The 16,792-nt window shown below is 67.7% G+C and carries 14 protein-coding genes and 1 tRNA gene; 5 read left to right on the top strand and 10 right to left on the bottom strand.

Translation table 11 applies throughout. The features are described from left to right. Positions 1–33: 33 nt before the first annotated feature. Positions 34–930: a sulfurtransferase gene (locus LDO13_RS12150; protein WP_224046986.1), complete on the top strand. Its 897-nt coding sequence runs from the start codon at positions 34–36 to the stop codon at positions 928–930. 132 nt (positions 931–1,062) lie between these two features. On the opposite strand, the gene LDO13_RS12145 is transcribed toward LDO13_RS12150, so the two are convergent. Further along, entirely contained in the window at positions 1,063–2,184 is a 1,122-nt protein-coding gene (locus LDO13_RS12145; RefSeq protein WP_224046985.1) for a hypothetical protein, read from the bottom strand. Positions 2,185–2,541: 357 nt separating this feature from the next. Continuing rightward, entirely contained in the window at positions 2,542–4,005 is a 1,464-nt protein-coding gene (locus tag LDO13_RS12140) for an HNH endonuclease signature motif containing protein (RefSeq protein WP_224046984.1), read from the bottom strand. 184 nt (positions 4,006–4,189) lie between these two features. Here LDO13_RS12140 and LDO13_RS12135 point away from each other — a divergent pair, with 184 nt between their 5' ends. Both LDO13_RS12135 and LDO13_RS12130 read left to right on the top strand, forming a co-directional pair. Continuing rightward, positions 4,190–5,359, top strand: coding sequence for an NAD(P)-dependent alcohol dehydrogenase (locus LDO13_RS12135; protein WP_224046983.1), 1,170 nt, complete (start codon positions 4,190–4,192; stop codon positions 5,357–5,359). After that, entirely contained in the window at positions 5,356–5,784 is a 429-nt protein-coding gene (locus LDO13_RS12130) for an HIT family protein (RefSeq protein WP_224046982.1), read from the top strand. Before LDO13_RS12135 ends, LDO13_RS12130 begins: the two co-directional genes overlap by 4 nt. A gap of 7 nt (positions 5,785–5,791) precedes the next feature. Here the strand turns inward: LDO13_RS12130 and hrpA are convergent, their stop codons facing one another. Further along, positions 5,792–9,832: an ATP-dependent RNA helicase HrpA gene (gene hrpA, locus LDO13_RS12125; protein WP_224046981.1), complete on the bottom strand. Its 4,041-nt coding sequence runs from the start codon at positions 9,830–9,832 to the stop codon at positions 5,792–5,794. 147 nt (positions 9,833–9,979) lie between these two features. Beyond that, complete coding sequence (locus LDO13_RS12120) at positions 9,980–10,147, bottom strand: hypothetical protein (protein WP_224046980.1); 168 nt, start codon at positions 10,145–10,147, stop codon at positions 9,980–9,982. Between the two features lie 92 nt (positions 10,148–10,239). Here LDO13_RS12120 and LDO13_RS12115 point away from each other — a divergent pair, with 92 nt between their 5' ends. Beyond that, a complete protein-coding gene (locus LDO13_RS12115) occupies positions 10,240–11,208 on the top strand; it encodes a helix-turn-helix domain-containing protein (RefSeq protein ID WP_224046979.1) in 969 nt (322 codons plus the stop codon). On the opposite strand, the gene LDO13_RS12110 is transcribed toward LDO13_RS12115, so the two are convergent. Together LDO13_RS12110 and LDO13_RS12105 are read right to left on the bottom strand one after the other, a co-directional pair. Next, a complete protein-coding gene (locus LDO13_RS12110) occupies positions 11,205–11,510 on the bottom strand; it encodes a protealysin inhibitor emfourin (protein ID WP_224046978.1) in 306 nt (101 codons plus the stop codon). The two genes, LDO13_RS12115 and LDO13_RS12110, sit on opposite strands and share 4 nt — an antisense overlap. 26 nt (positions 11,511–11,536) lie before the next feature. Continuing rightward, positions 11,537–12,595: a M4 family metallopeptidase gene (locus LDO13_RS12105; protein WP_224046977.1), complete on the bottom strand. Its 1,059-nt coding sequence runs from the start codon at positions 12,593–12,595 to the stop codon at positions 11,537–11,539. A gap of 224 nt (positions 12,596–12,819) precedes the next feature. Between LDO13_RS12105 and LDO13_RS12100 the strand changes: the two genes are divergently transcribed. Beyond that, a complete protein-coding gene (locus LDO13_RS12100; protein ID WP_224046976.1) occupies positions 12,820–13,275 on the top strand; it encodes an SRPBCC domain-containing protein in 456 nt (151 codons plus the stop codon). Between the two features lie 27 nt (positions 13,276–13,302). On the opposite strand, the gene yidC is transcribed toward LDO13_RS12100, so the two are convergent. The 4 genes from yidC to LDO13_RS12080 all read right to left on the bottom strand — a co-directional run bounded on the left by yidC (position 13,303) and on the right by LDO13_RS12080 (position 16,765). Beyond that, positions 13,303–14,103: a membrane protein insertase YidC gene (gene yidC / locus LDO13_RS12095; protein WP_224046975.1), complete on the bottom strand. Its 801-nt coding sequence runs from the start codon at positions 14,101–14,103 to the stop codon at positions 13,303–13,305. 106 nt (positions 14,104–14,209) lie between these two features. Next, positions 14,210–14,282 (bottom strand) — tRNA-Arg (locus LDO13_RS12090). A gap of 78 nt (positions 14,283–14,360) precedes the next feature. Beyond that, positions 14,361–15,893 carry an oxidoreductase gene (locus LDO13_RS12085; protein WP_224046974.1) on the bottom strand — a complete coding sequence of 511 codons (1,533 nt, stop codon included), beginning with the start codon at positions 15,891–15,893 and terminating at the stop codon, positions 14,361–14,363. Next, positions 15,890–16,765: an FAD:protein FMN transferase gene (locus LDO13_RS12080; RefSeq protein WP_224046973.1), complete on the bottom strand. Its 876-nt coding sequence runs from the start codon at positions 16,763–16,765 to the stop codon at positions 15,890–15,892. The genes LDO13_RS12085 and LDO13_RS12080 overlap by 4 nt, the downstream gene beginning before the upstream one ends. Between the last annotated feature and the right edge of the window lie 27 nt (positions 16,766–16,792).

Genomic DNA, 16,792 nt, shown 5'->3' with positions numbered 1-16,792 from the left:
CGGGGGCAGGTCCGGCTTGGATAGAGTTGGGGGATGCAGACCCTCATGGACGTGGCCACACTGAAGGACCGGCTGGACGACGCCGGCGCGACCGGCCGGCGGACGGTGTTGCTCGATGTGCGCTGGGCGCTCGGAGACCCGCACGGCAGGGAACACTACCTCGCGGCACACCTCCCCGGTGCAGTCTTCGTGGACCTCGCCCATGAACTGGCCGGACCCGCGGACGCTAGCCGCGGCCGCCACCCGCTACCGTCCCAGGAGCAGTTCCAGGCGTCGGCGCGTTCCTGGGGCATCCGCCGCGGTGACGCCGTGGTGGCCTATGACGACAGCGGGAACATGGCCGCCGCGCGGCTCTGGTGGATGCTGCGGAACGCCGGCCTTGCCGACGTTTACCTGCTCGACGGCGGCCTAGCCGCCTGGCGTCGCGCGGGCTACGCCGTCGAAAGCGGCGAACGGCAGGCGGAAGCGGGGGATGTTGAGTTGACTGACGGCGCCCTGCCGGTGATCGACGCCGGGCAGGCGGCCGCGTGGGGCCTGGGTGGTGTGTTGCTGGATGCCCGGGCAGGGGAGCGGTACCGCGGCGAATTCGAACCGGTGGACCCGCGGGCGGGCCATATCCCGGGAGCCGTAAGCGCCCCCACCACCGCCAATCTGGATGCCGACGGCAAGTTCTTGTCACCAGCGGCGCTGAGGGAGCACTTCGTTCAGCTCGGGGTGCGCGCCGACGTCCCCACTGCCGTGTACTGCGGCTCCGGCGTCACGGCGGCGCACGAAATTGCGGCCCTCGAAATCGCGGGATTCCCCGCGGCGCTCTATCCGGGGTCGTTCTCCGAGTGGTCAAACAATTCCTCGAACCCCGTTGTGACCGGGGCTGCCCCGTATCCGGACCAGGCCGCGACTTATCTGGATGGGTGTGAATCTCAGCGATAAATGTCGCCTCGGGTGCCCGTAAGGCGAACCTTCCTTGGGACGGTTCGCTGTATTTGACTATCAGCCTGCTTCCTGGAGTCCGTCAGTCGCTGTTTCGTGCTTTGGTGATGTCCTTGGGTCCGTGCCGGCTCGTCAGGCCCACTTGCCGAGCAGTTCCTTATTGGCCTTCCGCAGGGCATCGAACCCTGCCTCGGGGAAGCCTTCGCGGCGCCGCCACCATGCATCCGGCGTCCGCGAGATCACCATTCGCTTGCCGGCAACGGAGGGAAAAATGTGCCACGCGTCTTCGGGCTGCAGGTCAGCGTGCCCTGGCCCGAGCACTTGGAAGGCGAAAATCCCTGGAGCTGTCGTCCTTACGAAGGAGTGGTCGGCGGCGCATTCGTGATCTGATGGGGCCGGGATTCCCCACTGGCTCATGACGCTGTTTGCGGTTACCGCGCCGAAATGACGAACGATAACGGCGGCGTAATCATATAGCGGTGCCATGGACTGGAGCAGGGCCGTCAAAGCGTTTATGCCCTCCGGAGCCCCGTCCTTGTATTCGACGCCAGACAGGATCCACCCCTCCGGGGAGAATGTGACGTACCAGTCGCCGTGGGGTGTGGGAAACAGCAGTTCCGCCCACCCGATGTCCGCGCAGCAGCGGGTCAGTACTGCCGCGACCTGTTCCGGCTCGCACCGGGACCTGGTGAAGTGGAGACCGGCAAGGATGGGCCCTTTGGTGTTGTCCGCAGCCCAGCGGGCCAGCCGGTCCACCAAGTTCTGGAAGGCGGACGATTCGACTGCCCAACACGACTGGTTGTCCTTCACAGCCCGGAAGGCCAGCGGCGCCCCGTCCCTGTCGATGGCGGCGTCCACCGAGCAGATGGCCGCGTTATACGCGTACCGTCCCGTCCGTGGCCTCGGCCCAAGCCGGTCAGCGCAGGCCGTGATGGTGCCGGTAAAGCCAAGGGGTTGGATGGCCTCGGCGATGCTTTCCGCGATCTGCACCGCATGGCTGGGGGCGTTCACCGGGAAGACGTAAATTGCTGTCCCTCGGCTGACCTCGACGGCATGGAAACGCTGGTGGGGTGCATAGGTCACAGTTATTCCCGCAATGGCCTCGTCGATGTCAGCGACCGATGGCTGTTCCGAATCCGGGGCAGGGATGCACAGGAATCCCTGGGTAAAGGTCGCGAAGGTATTTACTCTGCGGATCTTGGCGGCCTCGATGGTGACTCCACCCACGATCACCAGCTTGCTTGGTGCACCCATGAAGTGATCCAAGCGTGATTGCGTGGCAATGGCAAGGGTGTGCGCCGAGAACAACGGGGTCGTTTGAATCTGGGAAGGATCGAAGAAATGCGTGAAGAGCATACGAGAAACTGCCAGCTCGAAACCATCACCGACGACGTCATCGAAGCAGCCGCCGGCACCCTCGTCATCTGCAACTGACGAAAAAGAGCGACAACAGAACACCGCAAAAAGCTCCGAAGTCCACACTGATGGGACCGCTGCACGGTAGAGGTGCTGCCCATTCTTCAGCCGTCCCAGTGAACGGCATACCCCGATCGTCGGGGCGCTTCGTGGGGTCCGAGGGCCTCCCGCGCAGTGTCCGGCCGGACCGCTCGCTCATGCAGAGGGAAGCACTGCCAGCCGTGCGCGTCTGAGGGTTTTGGCGTGGTGTCGAAGTTTGCGGCGGTGATTCCTGGCTTCGGTCGCCGTTACGTCAATCCTGACCGGTGGCGGGCCAGCCAGCATCGTCCCCGGCAGGGGAGGTGCGGTGGAGCGGTAGCTGTGCCCGGTGGGGGTCGTGACTTCGATAGCGTGACGTGGTCCTGGCCCGGGTCTGACTGTCCAGCCGGGGGTTTCTTTGATGTGGTTGCAGGCTTCGCAGAGTCCGGCGCCGTTGGTGTGGGTGGTTTGGCCGCCGTGGTGCCAGGGGATGATGTGGTCCAGGTGGCGGATGGGGGCGTCGCAGTACGGGGTGCGGCAGGTGTTGTCCCGGACCTGGATGAAGCGGCGCAGTCCTGGCGGGAAGATCCGGGCGCGGGAGTCCATCGCGGTGAGTTCCCCGGTGCCGGGCGCGGTGTAGAGCCGCCGAAGCCAGACGTTCAGGGCCTGCCGCGAGGCGGTGTCAGCGCCGGTATCGCTGCCTTTGCTTCCGCCGCTGGCCTCCGCGGGGTTCCCGGCGCCTGTGAGCAGTTGCCGGGCCCAGCCGGCGGGGACGATGCCGTAGCCGGGGAGGCGGGCGGGTTCGCTGTCGCCGTGGAGGAGGGTGCGGTCGGTCAGAACGAGCTGGATTTCGATGCCGGTGATCCCGCCGGGGGTGCCGGTGGTGCGTTCGACGAGGGCATCGGCCATGAGCTGCCCGCGGTTCCGGGGGTCCCCGGCGGAGCGCAGGGTGTCGGCGTGCCGGGTGAGGGCGGCGTGCATGGCGACGCCGGCCGAGACGGGGAGCAGGGCGGTGAGGTAGCACATGGTGTCCGGGGCCGGGCGGAGACTGACGTGCCGTTCGGTGGCGGCGTGGCTGGCCCGCTGCGTGACCGTGCGCGGGTCCCGGCGGTACGCGGCCGCGCGGGCGGCGGCGATGATGCGGCGGTCCCCGGCGCCGTCGAACGTTCCGGTGTCGGGGGCGAGTTCCTCGTCGACGGCGGCCCGGTCCTCCGGCGACAGGCACGCGGTTTCCCGGACGAGCAGGGTGGCGCGCCATTCGTTGACCTGCCCTGTCTCCAGCGCCGCGAGGGTGTGCGGCATTTCGGTCACCAGGGCCTTCGCCAGGCCGAGGAGCCGGCTGCCCTTGGCCGGGGATTCCCGCCGGGCGAGGGCGATCTGTGCGGCGACCCCGGTCCCGAGGTCTGCCGCGGGCATTCCGTCGTCGGACTGTTCCCGGCGCTGGCGCAAATCAAGTTCGACGGCGATCCGGGCCTGCGACGCGGCCGCAACGGACTTCAGGTCTTCCAGTTCCCGGAGCTGACTGATCAGCCCGGCACTGTCACGGGCGGGCCGGACAGCGGCCATCGCCCGGGCCACCTCCGCGACCGTCACCGTGCCAGCTGCTGCCGGAGCCTCGTCGGGCCCCTGATTGCCGTCCATGAAAAGACACTATCGGGCACCTCCGACAATAAAGCCCCAGGTTCTAACAGCCGTCGCAAGAGTCCGTTCCGTCCGCTGACCTTGCTTGGGCTGGCTGGACCTGCCTTAGGCCCGGCCCGCGTCCGGCATCCCGCGGCCGGCTGCTAATTGGATAACCGCAGCTGCCCGGGGGTAGCGTCGGGGCATGACTCCTGGACGCCCCGTACCGCCGCCCCTTGCCAAACCGCTTCCCGATCTCACCACGGACACCACGGACACCGCGGAGGCCGCCGGCGGACCCCGCCTTGCCGCCGCCTACGGTGCCACGGCCAGCGACAGCGGCCTGGTTCCCCTCACGGTTGCGCGCAGGGCGCCGAAGGAAGACGACGTCGAGATCGACATCGAATTCTGCGGGCTCTGCCACTCGGACGTCCACGCCACCCGCGGTGAGTGGGGCACCCAGACCTATCCGATGGTCCCGGGACACGAAATCGTGGGCCGCGTCAGCCGGGTCGGTTCGGCCGTCGACGATTTCACCCCCGGCGAGCGTGTCGGCGTCGGCTGTCTGGTCGACTCCTGCCGCGAATGCGACAGCTGCCTCGACGGCCTGGAGCAGTACTGCGAAAACGGCATGACCGGGACCTATGGCTCGAAGGACCGCCGCAACGGCGACTCCACCACCCAGGGCGGCTACGCCACCTCGATCGTTGTGGACCGCCGCTACGTCCTCCACGTCCCGGACGGCCTCGACCCCGCCGCTGCCGCGCCGCTGCTGTGCGCCGGCATCACCACGTACTCTCCCTTGCGCCATTTTGACGTCGAGGTTGGGGACGTCGTTGGCGTCATTGGACTGGGCGGACTGGGACACATGGCCGTGAAGCTGGCCAAGGCCATGGGCGCCGAAGTGAAGGTCTTCACCACGTCGGAGTCCAAGATCGCCGCCGCACAGGAGCTCGGCGCGGACGAGGTCATCCTGTCCCGCGACGAGGCCCAGATGGAAGCCGCGAACCGCAGCATCGACGTCATCATCGACACCGTCGCCGCGCCACACGACCTCAACCCGTACTTCCGCACCCTGCGTGTGGACGGGGCCTTGTTCCAGCTCGGGCTGCCGTCGGAAGACATGCCGCCGGTGAACCCCGGTGCGCTGATCCGGCGCCGGATCGCGTACGCCGGGTCCCTGATCGGCGGCATTGCCGAGACCCAGGAGATGCTGGACTTCTGCGCCGAGCACGGGGTCACCTCGGACGTTGAGGTGGTCGGCGCCGGTCAGCTTAATGAGGCCTACGACCGCATGGTGGCGGGCGATGTGAAGTACCGTTTTGTCCTGGACACCAGCACCCTCGGAGCACCCTCGGAAAGGGCAGACGCATGAGCACTCTCTTCACACGGATCATCAACGGCGAGATCCCCGGCCGCTTCGTCTGGCGCGAGGACGACGTCGTGGCATTCCTCACGGTGGGCCCGCTCGCAGACGGCCACACCCTGGTGGTGCCCACCGAGGAAGTGGACCGCTGGACGGATGCTTCCCCGGAAGTGCTGGCCCGCGTGATGCACGTGGCCCAGAAGATCGGCGCCGTGCAGATCGACGTGTTTGGCGCGGCACGCGCCGGACTCATTGTGGCCGGCTACGAGATCAACCACCTGCACGTCCACGTATGGCCGTCCAATACCATGGCGGACTTTGACTTCGGCTCGGCGGACCAGCACCCGGATCCCGCGCGGCTCGACGCCAACGCCGAAAAGCTCCGCGAAGGACTCCGGAAGGCCGGACACACGGCCCACGTTCCGGAGGCCTAGAGGCCCGCTACGCCGGCGCCAGCGCCTTGTTCAGCACCGCGCGGATCCGCTTCTCGGAGACGGAATAAGCGGTCCCGAGCTCGACGGCGAAGAGACTCACCCGGAGCTCCTCGATCATCCAGCGGACCTGGGTTAACTCGGCGCCGGCCCGCCGGCCCGGAAGCAGCGCCGACACGGCGTCGTCGTAGTCGTCCTCCAGGGCCTGGACCGCGGCCATGTGCTGGGCGTCCCGCTGGACGTTCGTCGGGAGTTTCTCCAGCCGCTTCTCGATCGCCGCGAGATAGCGCGGCAGCTGGCTGAGCTGGCTGTAGCCGGTGCGTGCCACGAAACCTGGGAACACCAGTTGCTCGAGCTGGCTCCTGATGTCGTTGAGGGCACTGATCAGGGCCAGGCTGCTGGTTCCCTTGAGCGCCTTCTCGATCCGGCGCGTGCTGGCCAGGATGCGCTCCACCACCGCGGTAACGGTGAAGACCGTGTCGATCAGTTCCGCGCGTACCTTCTCGTACAGCGCGTTGAAGGACGCCTCGTCCCACGGCAGCTCGGCGGGGGTGAGCTTGTCGATGGCGGCGAGGGCGCAGTCCGCAATCAGTGCAGTGACGGAGCCGTGCGGGTTCTGGCTGAACGTCAGCTTCTCGGTATTGTTCAGGTGCTCCAGGACGTAGCGGTCCGGCGGCGGCACCCTCAGGGCGAGCAGGCGGATGACGCCGCCGCGCATGGCCGATCCCTGTTCGGAGCTGGTCTGGAAGAGCCTCAAGGCCACGGACGTTTCCTCATCCACGAGCGCAGGGTAGCCGGTGACGGTATGCCCCTTCACCGTGCCCTGGACCTGGCGCCGCAGTGTTCCGAAGGACCAGGAGGTCAGCCCGGACTGTTCGGCGAAACCGGTTGAGGCGGCCGCCGAAGCGGAGGCCGCAGTGCCCGCTGCCGCGCCGGACGCCTGGGCCGCGGCCTTGCCGTTGGCCTGGGCTTTCGTCCTGCCGACCGGCGCTGGCGCAGTCGTCGCGGGAGTGGCGCCGAGGGACTCGGCGATCGCCCGGCGCGTGGCCGGAGCCAGCCGGTCCTGCAGTGCGGTGAGGTCCTTGCCCTCGTCGAGGACCTTCCCCTGGGAGTCCACGACGCGGAAGCTGACCCGCAGGTGCGGCGGAACGGCGTCCCAGTTCCAGGAATTCGGCGGGATGACCTGGCCGCGGATCCGGCGCAGGACGAGCTCGAGGGAGGCCTCCAGCTCGTCGGCGGCCGGGTCGAAGTCGGACTCGAGGGCAGCGACGGCCTGCCGGGCGACATCCGGGGCCGGCACGAAGTTCTTGCGCACCTGCTTGGGCAGCGACTTGATCAGGGCGGTGACCAGCTCCACCCGCTGGCCCGGAATCAGCCAGCGGAAGGCCGCGTCGTCGAGCTGGTTGAGGAACAGCACGGGCACCTCGGCGGTGACGCCGTCGGACGGGTTGGGCGGCGAGCCGGGGGCCACGGGGTGGAACTCGTAGCTCAGCGGCAACTCAAAGCCCTTGTGCAGCAGGGACTTCGGGAAGGCCGAGTCATCCAGGGCATCGGCGTCTTCGCTGATCAGCAGGGCCTGGTCGAAGTCGAGGAGTGCGGGGTCCTGCTGCCGGGCGTCCTTCCACCACTTGTCGAAGTGCCGCTCGGACACCACGTCCTTGCCGACCCGGGCGTCATAGAACTCGAAGAGCGTCTCGTCGTCCACCAGGATGTCCCGGCGTCGCATCCGGGCCTCGAGCTCCTCGACCTCGTGGAGCAGGGCCCGGTTGCGGTGGAAGAACTTGTGGTGGGTCTGCCAGTCGCCCTCGACCAGGGCGTGCCGGATGAACAGCTCCCGGCAGAGCTCCGGGTCCACCTTGCCGTAGTTGATCCGGCGGCTCGGAATGATCGGCACGCCGTACAGCGTGACCTTCTCATGGGCCATCACCGAGCCCATCTTCTTGGACCAGTGCGGTTCGCTGTAGCTGCGCTTGACCAGGTCCGGCGCCACTTGCTCGACCCAGAGCGGATCGAACTTCGCCGCGACCCGGGCCCACAGCCGGCTCGTCTCCACGAGCTCGGCGGCCATCACGAAGGTGGGGGACTTCTTGAACAGGGCAGAGCCCGGGAAGATCGCGAAGCGGCTGCCGCGGGCGCCGGCGTACTCGCGCTTGCGTTCGTCGAGGATGCCCACATGGCTCAGCAGGCCCGAGAGCAGGCTGATGTGGATGCCCTCGTGGTTGCCTACCGGATCGGCCAGGCGCTTGTTGTCCAGGCTGATGCCCAGCGGGCGGGCCAGCTGGCGGAGCTGGGCGAACAGGTCCTGCCACTCGCGGACGCGCAGGTAGTTGATGAATTCGGCGCGGCAGAGCCGGCGGAAGGCGGTGGAGGACAGCTCCTGCTGTTTCTCCTGGAGGTAGTTCCACAGGTTCAGGTAACCGGTGAAGTCCGAGTTCTCGTCCCGGAAGCGGGCGTGCTTCTCCGCGGCGAGCTGCTGCTTGTCCGTCGGACGCTCGCGCGGGTCCTGGATGGTCAGCGCGGCCGCCAGGATCATGACCTCGCGGACGCAGCCGCGCTTGCCGGACTCGACGATCATCCGGCCGAGCCGCGGGTCCACGGGCAGCTGGGCAAGCTGCTGCCCGACGGCGGTGAGTCCGCCGCCGTTTCTGCCGCCGCCGTTTCTGCCGCCGCCGCTGCGGCCAGCAGCCGGGCGGCGGGCGTCGCCGTCGCCCGTTTCCTCCTGCGGACGCGCGGCGCTCAAGGCTCCCAGCTCCCGCAGGAGGGTGACGCCGTCGTTGATGGCGCGGGAGTCAGGTGGCTCCACAAACGGGAAGTTCTCCACGTCCTTCGGTCCGCGGGCCACGCCCATGGCGGTCATCTGCAGGATGACCGCGGCGAGGTTGGTGCGCAGGATCTCCGGATCCGTGAAGGGCGGCCGGGACTCAAAGTCCGCTTCCGCGTAGAGCCGGATCGCGATGCCGTCGGAGACACGGCCGCACCGGCCGGAGCGCTGGTTGGCCGAAGCCTGTGAAACCCGCTCGATCGGCAGGCGCTGGACCTTGGTGCGGTGCGAGTAGCGGGAGATGCGCGCGGTGCCGGTGTCGATGACGTATTTGATGCCGGGCACCGTCAGGGACGTCTCCGCGACGTTGGTGGCGAGCACGATCCGGCGCTTGTTGCCGGGATGGAACACCTTGTGCTGTTCCTGCAGGCTCAGGCGGGCGAAAAGGGGGAGCACCTCGGTACCGGCCAGCTTGCGGTTGGACTGGATCCTGCCGTTGAGCGCCTCGGCGGCGTCCCGGATTTCGCGCTCGCCGGAGAAGAAGATCAGGATGTCGCCGGGCGCCTCCTGCGCGAGTTCGTCGACGGCGTCGCACACCGCGTCCAGCGGGTCGCGGTCCTCTTCCAGCTCGTCGTCGGAGGCAGTGCCTTCTCCGCCGTCGTCGGCGCCCCCGCCGGCCGGCTGGGACAACGGCCGGTAGCGGATCTCGACCGGATAGGTTCGGCCGGACACCTCGATGATCGGCGACGGCGCTTCTTCGCTGCCGAAGTGCTTGGCGAACCGCTGCGGATCGATGGTGGCCGAGGTGATGATGATCTTCAGGTCCGGCCGCTGCGGCAGGATGCGCTTGAGGTACCCGAGGATGAAGTCGATATTGAGGCTGCGCTCATGCGCCTCGTCGATGATGATGGCGTTGTACTTGCGCAACAGCTTGTCGCGCTGGATCTCGGCCAGCAGGATGCCGTCCGTCATGAGCTTGACCTTGGTGCTGCGGCTGACTTCACCGGTGAACCGGACCTGGAAGCCCACTTCCTGGCCGATCTCGACGCCGAGTTCCTCCGCAATGCGCTCGGCGACCGTGCGGGCAGCCAGCCGGCGCGGCTGCGTGTGTCCGATCAGCCCGTTCTCGCCGAGGCCAAGCTCCAGGCACATCTTTGGAATCTGGGTCGTCTTACCGGAACCGGTCTCGCCGGCGATGATCGTCACCTGGTTGGCCGCGATGGCGGCCATCAGGTCCTCGCGGCGCTCGGAAACCGGCAGCTCGGCGGGGTAGGAGATATGCAGTGTCATGGCTGCACACAGTCTACTGGGAACTGTCCCGGCGGGGGTTTCCGGCGCAACTCCCGGGACGGGGAAGTGCCCGGTCCCTGACGGGGCCGGGCAGCGGGGGCGGTGGCTTTACTTCGATTGGGGGCAGTGCGTTCCGGGTTCAGCGGCTTAGAAGATCCGGAAGGTGTAGTTGGTGCTGGGCAGGTCCAGCGCCGTCCAGTAGTCTTCCGAGCGGACCGGCGGGTTGTGGCCCAGCCCGTCCTTGCGGAGAGCTGCGATGGTGGCGGCGAGGCCGATGACGATGAGGACTATGACTGCGATTCCGATGAGTTCCATACGTCTATGGTTCTCCCGTGGCACGGACAAAAGAAGTGGCAGAAATGCCCAAAAAGCTATAATTTCTGCCACTGTTCTGCCATCATGGAAACATGATCAAATCAGTGGCAATGATCGTGGTCCCCAACTTCTCGATCTTCGAGTTCGCGACCGCGTTCGAGGTGTTCGGCATCGACCGCTCGGCACGCGGGAACGGCGTCCCCGTTTTTGATTTCCGGGTCTGTACGCCCGTGCCTGGCGAGGTCGCGATGAAATCGGGGCTGTCCATGCAGGTGGGGCTCGGGCTGGAGGCAGCCGCGGACGCGGACCTGGTCATCATGGTTCCCTTCGGCCGTGACGACGACGTCCCCGAATCCGTCCTGGACGCCCTGCGCGACGCCCACGCCCGCGGGGCCTGGGTCATGTCCATCTGCTCCGGGGCCTTCGCCCTGGCCCGGGCCGGGCTGCTGGACGGCCGCCGCTGCACCACGCACTGGCACTACTCCCAGGAGCTGGCCAGCAGGTACCCCGCCGTGCTTGTGGACGAGAACGTCCTGTACGTCGAGGACAGCCGGATCATCACCAGCGCCGGCACGGCCGCCGGCATCGACGCCTGCCTGCATCTGGTCCGGGTGGAATTCGGCGCGAACGTGGCGGCGGCTATTGCCCGAGACATGGTGGTTCCGCCGCACCGCGACGGCGGCCAGGCCCAGTTCATCGACCGGCCCATCCCGCGCTGCGGCTCCGAGCCCATGGAGGAACTCCTGCAGTGGATGGTGCGGCACCTGGAGGAGGACCATTCGGTCAACGAGCTCGCCGCGCGCGTCCATATGTCGCCGCGGACGTTCGCCCGGCGCTTCCGTTCCGAGACGGGAGCGACACCGGCCGCCTGGCTCAACTCCCAGCGTGTGCTGCGGGCCCAGGAACTGCTTGAGACCACGGACCTCAACATCGACGAAATCGCTCGCGAATCCGGCTTTGGCCACTCGGTGCTGCTGCGGCACCACTTCGCCAAGGTGCTGGACACGAGCCCGCAGTCGTACCGCCGCACCTTCCGCGGACACCTGGCCCCCGCAGTCTAGGGAACCAGACCGTCCGACGGCGGGGGCTCCGCCGCCGCCTTGGCCGTCTCGACGAGATCCCGCCATGGTCCGGTGACGGCCTGCTCGGGCAGGGTGGCGCGGTGCTGTCCGGCCCGGATGTTGTACAGGAACCGGTCCGGCTGGCCGGCGGATGCGCCGCGGCCGGACTCGGCCACGGCGTCCCACGGGCAGGCCTCGATCAGGGGCTGCCAGACGTCTGTATCCTCCGGCGGCGTCGGCTGCACGGTCCACGTCCGCTTCATGCCGGCAATGCCGCCGCTGCGCTGGACAGTAATCTTCATGGGGCTCGGATCGTCATGGGTTTGGCCTATCGGCGGGCTCCCGGGAACTTTACCTTCACAGTTTCCCACGCCGAGCGCACGGCGTCATGCTCTGGAGAATCCGCCCCGAAAAGCTCCTTGGCGGAGGCGGCCGTGGCCTTGGCGAACGCCCCGAACGTTGCGTTCGGTGCCAGTGAACCGCCGGTCAGCGTGTCGTACCAGATTTGGCCCGGGGCGTCCCAGGCGTTGCCGCCGAGGCTTGTGGCAACCAGGCAAAACGCCCGGTTGGGGATCCCGGAATTGATATGGACCCCGCCGTTGTCAGCGCTCGTGTGCACATAGCTGTCCATCGAGTCCGGCTGCGGATCCCTTCCGAGGACGTCGTCGTCGTACGCGGTTCCGGGGGCCTTCATGGAACGCAAAGCGGTCCCCTGGACCTGGTCCGTGAACAGGCCCTCGCCGATCAGCCAGCTGGCCTCCGACGTCGACTGCCGGCGGACGTGCTGCTCGACGAGCGCCCCGAAGACATCGGACATCGATTCGTTCAGCGCACCGGCCTGGTTGCGGTAGACCAGCCCCGCCGAGTACTGGGTGACGCCGTGGGCGAGCTCGTGGCCGATCACGCTCAACGACTTCGTGAAGCGCTGGAACACCTGGCCGTCGCCGTCGCCGAAGACCATTTGCCGGCCGTCCCAGAAAGCGTTGTCGTACAGGCGGCCGTAGTGCACCGTGGCCTCGAGGTGGAGGCCGTTGCCGTCGATCGAATTCCGGCCGAAGGCCTCGGCGTAAAGCCGGTGCGTGTACCCCAGCCCGTCGTAGGCCTCGTCGGCGGCAGGATCACCGGTGGGCGGTTCCCCTTCCTTGCGGACCACGCTGCCGGGAAGCTGCTCGGCGAACTTGGCGTCATAGACCGTCCGCTCCGGCGGGGAAGGCTGGAGCTCGCGCATGCCGGGATGGCTGCCGGGCCCGGGCACGGCGCGGGAAGCCTGGAAGCCCGGGACGTGGTGCAGGGCTTCCTTCGCCGCGCGGGCGGCGCCGGAGAGCTCAGGTTCGCGCTGGGCCGCCAGGCGGCGGAGCATGTACGGAGGAATGATGGAACAGTGCATGTGAGACCCCTTAGTGCTACGGCGGGATCCCGTGGTGGTACGACGGCCGGCACCCAGTCCAGCCACCCGGCCGCCGGAACCCCGCTGCCGATGCAGACAGCCTACGAGCGGCCACCGACATTTGGCAGGGGCCGCGCCCGCTTTCCGGCCAGCTGTCCTGCGTCCTGTACTGCGTCCTGTCCTGCGCACTATTCGCCGGCTCGCGGCCGGACGTAAAATCATGCATGGAAAAGTTACGGTATTCGGTGACCGTCAACGCCCCCGTGCAGGCCGTGTGGACCACCATGCTGGACGATGCCACGTACCGGGAGTGGACCAGTGTGTTCAACAGTGAGTCCTCCTACGAGGGGAACTGGGACCAGGGCAGTGAAATCCGGTTCCTCGGGCCCGACGGCGACGGCTCAGTGGCGGGGATGATCGCCACCGTCGAGGAGAACAGGCCGAACGAGCTGATCTCCCTGCGCTATATCGGGCAGGTCGTCAACGGCGAGGACGACACCACCAGCGAGGCCGCGAAGGCCTTTATGGGCGCCCATGAAAAATACGCCTTCAGCGAGTCCGGGGGCGCCACAACGGTGGACGTGGAGCTCGACAGCGAAGAGGAATTCGTCGCCATGTTCGACGACGCCTGGCCACTGGCGCTGGCGAAGCTCAAGGCCATCGCGGAATCCCGCAGCTGAGGCGGCCGGCATCTCCTGCCCGGCCTCCTACGGGGACCGGGGGTCAAGGACGAATTGCTGCACCATGGTCCATAGATTCGTCGTGGTCCAGTAGATCAGAACGCCGATCGGGAAGATGATGCCGCCCGCGCCGAAGATGAGCGGGAGGGCGTAGAGCAACGCCTTTTGCTGCTGCATGACAGGGCCCGCCACGGTCTCCGCGGACAGGTTCCGGGCCATGACGTGCTTCTGCGTGACGAACTGCGCCGCCGTCATGGTCAGGATCATCACGATCGAGAGGATCCACACGGCCACCGCGTTGCCGCCCGGCTGGGTGCCGTGGAGCATGGACGCCGACAGCGGGGCGCCGAAGATGCTCGATTCCCCGAACTGCAACACCTGCTCCGCGCTCATCGCCCCGATGCCCTGGCCTTTGGCAGCCGCCGTCGGGATGCCTGACAGCACGGTGAAGAGCGCGAAGAAGAATGGCACCTGGACCAGCAGGGGAAGGCAGGCCGAGAACGGGTTCGTGCCGTGCTTCTTGTACAGCGCCATCTGTTCCTGCGCCATGGCCTGCCGGGACAGCGGGTCGGTCTTGCCGTTGTACTTGTCCTGCAGCTTCTTCAGGTCCGGCTGCAGGAGCCGCATGCGGCGCTGTGCCCTGATCTGCTTCAGGGAGACGGGAATCAGGGCGGCGCGGATGACCAGCACCAGGCCGATGATGGACAGGGTCCAGGTCCAGCCGCTGGCCGCCGGCATGCCGATAACGCTCAGGCCGTCGTGGAGTCCCACCAGGATCGCCGAGACCAGCCACTGGAACGGAAAGAGCAGCGCTGCACCGAAGTCCATACGATGCCCCCATCCGTAGGGCCGCCGCGCGGCCTGTGAACCTGCTTTCTGTCAGCCAACACGAAAGAACCCCCAGAATCCAGTGGATCCTAGGGGTTCTTGGCTGTGCCCTCGATTGGAATCGAACCAACGACCTTCTGCTCCGGAGGCAGACGCTCTATCCCCTGAGCTACGAGGGCAGTCAGGGTTCCTGCCGTTACCGGCGGGACGTCCTAGAGCTTAGCAGGAAGGGGGCCTCCAAGGGAAAATCGACGCGCTCAGTACCCGGAGAAAGAGTCCACATGGATCCGGCGGGCCCCGGCCCGGCGGGCGGCGGTGCGGAGGGAACGGACGCTGGCCGGAGAGCCCGACACGTAGACGTCCCGGCCAGCGACGTCGGGAACGAGTTCCTTCAGCGCGGCGCCGTCGATCCTGGCCGCTCCCGCATCCTGCATAAACGCCGGCGGCACCGAGCCGTCGGCAAGCCTGGCGATGACCCGGGCCCCGGTGCGTTCGAGTTCCTCGGCGTACGCCAGTTCGCCGGCATTTTTGGCCAGATACAGCAGGACCACATCCCGGTCCGCCGCGTTCCCCGACAGCTGGGCCATAAACGGGGTAATCCCGATGCCGGCCGCTATCAGCAACACCGGAACTTCCGGAGTCCGCGGCAGGACGAAGTCACCGCCCACCGTGGTGGCCGTCAGCTCGTCGCCGGCTGCCAGGCCCAGAAGGGACTGCTTGGCCGTGGACAGCGGCGTGGCCGTTCCCACGCCGATCGTGAGCTCGGCGGAACCCGGGGGACTGGTCAGGCTGAACACCCGGCGCCGTCCCTTGTGGTCGGCCTTCCCGTGGGGCAGGTTCAGTTCGATGTACTGTCCCGGGGCGAAGCGGAGCGGGCGCTCGGGCTGGAAGCTGAATTCCGTCGTCGTCGGCGTCAACGGCCGGGAGCCCCGGTAGCGGAGCAGGACGCGGCCGCGCTGGCCCGCGGTGAAGGCGAGCGCGTTCCCAGCGAGCAGTGCCAGTTCGGGGGAATTGGCCACGAAGCCCAGGTTGTAGGGGATGGCGAACAGCAGTCCGACGACGGCGGCCAGCGCCAGTTGCTGCCACCGGCGCGGCGGCAGGGTCAGCGGCTCGGTCAGCATGAAGCCGACGAAGAACAGGACCGGGCGCTGGGCTATCGGCTGCCAGAGCGCCTCGCCGAGTGCCATGCCGGTGCGGAGCAGTTCCACGGCCACAATGGACACCGCCACCACCGTGAAGACGGCAGCCATCAGCAGCTTCCGGACCCGGAACAGGACCAGCAGTACCCCGGGCAGCACAAGCCAGAGCATTGCGGGGGTGGCGGCCCACCAGGTGGCGATGTTGAGTCCCGTCAGCCCGGTGATGAAGGCCCCGGCAGCCGCCGGATTGAAGATGTGGCGGCCGCGCCAGGCCAGGGCGTATTTGGACGCCGACGCGATCACGCAGGCGAGGGCGACGCCGGCCAGGTCCAGGTACTGCAGTCCCGCCGAGAACTGCGTCGGCCAGAACAGGAAGTACAGCAGCAGGCCCGTGATCAGTGACGATTCAGAATGCGGACGCACATGGAACAGGGCCGCTATGGCGCGGTTGGAGGCGTAGGTCAGGCCGAGGCAGAGCACCAGGTGGGCGATCATCTCCGGGAGCCCGAACGTCAGCCACCCGAGCACGTTGAGCAGCAGGCTGTAGCCGGCCAGCACGGCAAGGACCCAGAGGACCAGCCGGTACATCGTGAAACGGCCCAGCGCCGTGTCCAGCCGCGAACTGATGGGAGTGGAGATTGTTGTGGTCATGAGAACAGCACCCCTTCAAAATCGGCCGAATACTCCGCGTGGCCGTCCGAATAGACGGTCAGCCACGAACAGTCGAACTCCTGCTGCAGCCGGGCCCCGTCGACGAAGAACAGGGCCGTAGCCAGCGCGTCCGCCGTCATGGCGCTCGCCGCCATCGCCCAGCTCGCGACGACGGTGCGCACCGGCGCTCCGGTGGTGCCGTCCAGCACGTGGTGCAGCCCGTCGCCCCAGGCCCTCCGGTTGGCGGCGGAAGCACAAAGGGCGGCGCCCGCCCCGAGGCTGACGATGCCGATCGCCCGGGTCTGGTCGTAAGGATGCTCGAGGCCCACGTCCACCGGCGCGGACCCGGCGTTGAGCAAGTCACCGCTCGCGTCGATGAAGTGCTCGCTGATGCCGCCGTCGCGCAGTACACCGGAGAGCAGGTCCGCCAGTTGCCCCTTTCCGGCGGCGCCGACGTCGACCACCACCGGGGCGCGGGTGGTCAGCACACAGCCGTCCCAGTCCAGCACCTCGTCCCAGCGCGGGGCGGGCAGTGGCGGGCCGCCCGGGCGCAGGGAGTACCCGGCGTCATAGCCGAGCTGTTCCAGGCTGCCGCCGATGAGTGGGGTCATGGCCCCGCCGCTGAGCCGGTACAGAGCCGCGTAGAGCCGCCCCAGGGCCGCTGCCCCGGCAGGCAGCTCGTAGCGTCCCGGCTGCCGCGCGGCGCCCGCGATGAGCGAGTCCGGCCGGAAGCGGGACCAGGCGGCGTCATACTCCGCCACGGTGTCCAGCAACCGGCGGCGGTGCGCGCCGGAGAGCGGAGCCGGCGTGGAAATTTCCCAGCGGGTACCGATCCCGTCGAAGCCGAATTCCGTCCAGCCCGGATGCGGCACATTCCCTCCTGCTGGCTACTTGCCGGT

Source organism: Arthrobacter sp. NicSoilB4 (genome assembly GCF_019977335.1).
Classification (GTDB): domain Bacteria; phylum Actinomycetota; class Actinomycetes; order Actinomycetales; family Micrococcaceae; genus Arthrobacter.
Note: the sequence above shows the minus strand (reverse complement) of the source record. Positions and strands in the feature narration are given on the sequence as shown.

Bases quoted from the DNA above. Each gene is read 5' to 3' on its own strand.
- LDO13_RS12150 (WP_224046986.1), top strand. From the start codon at position 34: ATGCAGACCCTCATGGACGTGGCCACACTGAAGGACCGGCTGGACGAC.
- LDO13_RS12145 (WP_224046985.1), bottom strand. From the start codon at position 2,184: ATGGGTGCACCAAGCAAGCTGGTGATCGTGGGTGGAGTCACCATCGAG.
- LDO13_RS12140 (WP_224046984.1), bottom strand. From the start codon at position 4,005: ATGGACGGCAATCAGGGGCCCGACGAGGCTCCGGCAGCAGCTGGCACG.
- LDO13_RS12135 (WP_224046983.1), top strand. From the start codon at position 4,190: ATGACTCCTGGACGCCCCGTACCGCCGCCCCTTGCCAAACCGCTTCCC.
- LDO13_RS12130 (WP_224046982.1), top strand. From the start codon at position 5,356: ATGAGCACTCTCTTCACACGGATCATCAACGGCGAGATCCCCGGCCGC.
- hrpA (WP_224046981.1), bottom strand. From the start codon at position 9,832: ATGACACTGCATATCTCCTACCCCGCCGAGCTGCCGGTTTCCGAGCGC.
- LDO13_RS12120 (WP_224046980.1), bottom strand. From the start codon at position 10,147: ATGGAACTCATCGGAATCGCAGTCATAGTCCTCATCGTCATCGGCCTC.
- LDO13_RS12115 (WP_224046979.1), top strand. From the start codon at position 10,240: ATGATCAAATCAGTGGCAATGATCGTGGTCCCCAACTTCTCGATCTTC.
- LDO13_RS12110 (WP_224046978.1), bottom strand. From the start codon at position 11,510: ATGAAGATTACTGTCCAGCGCAGCGGCGGCATTGCCGGCATGAAGCGG.
- LDO13_RS12105 (WP_224046977.1), bottom strand. From the start codon at position 12,595: ATGCACTGTTCCATCATTCCTCCGTACATGCTCCGCCGCCTGGCGGCC.
- LDO13_RS12100 (WP_224046976.1), top strand. From the start codon at position 12,820: ATGGAAAAGTTACGGTATTCGGTGACCGTCAACGCCCCCGTGCAGGCC.
- yidC (WP_224046975.1), bottom strand. From the start codon at position 14,103: ATGGACTTCGGTGCAGCGCTGCTCTTTCCGTTCCAGTGGCTGGTCTCG.
- LDO13_RS12085 (WP_224046974.1), bottom strand. From the start codon at position 15,893: ATGACCACAACAATCTCCACTCCCATCAGTTCGCGGCTGGACACGGCG.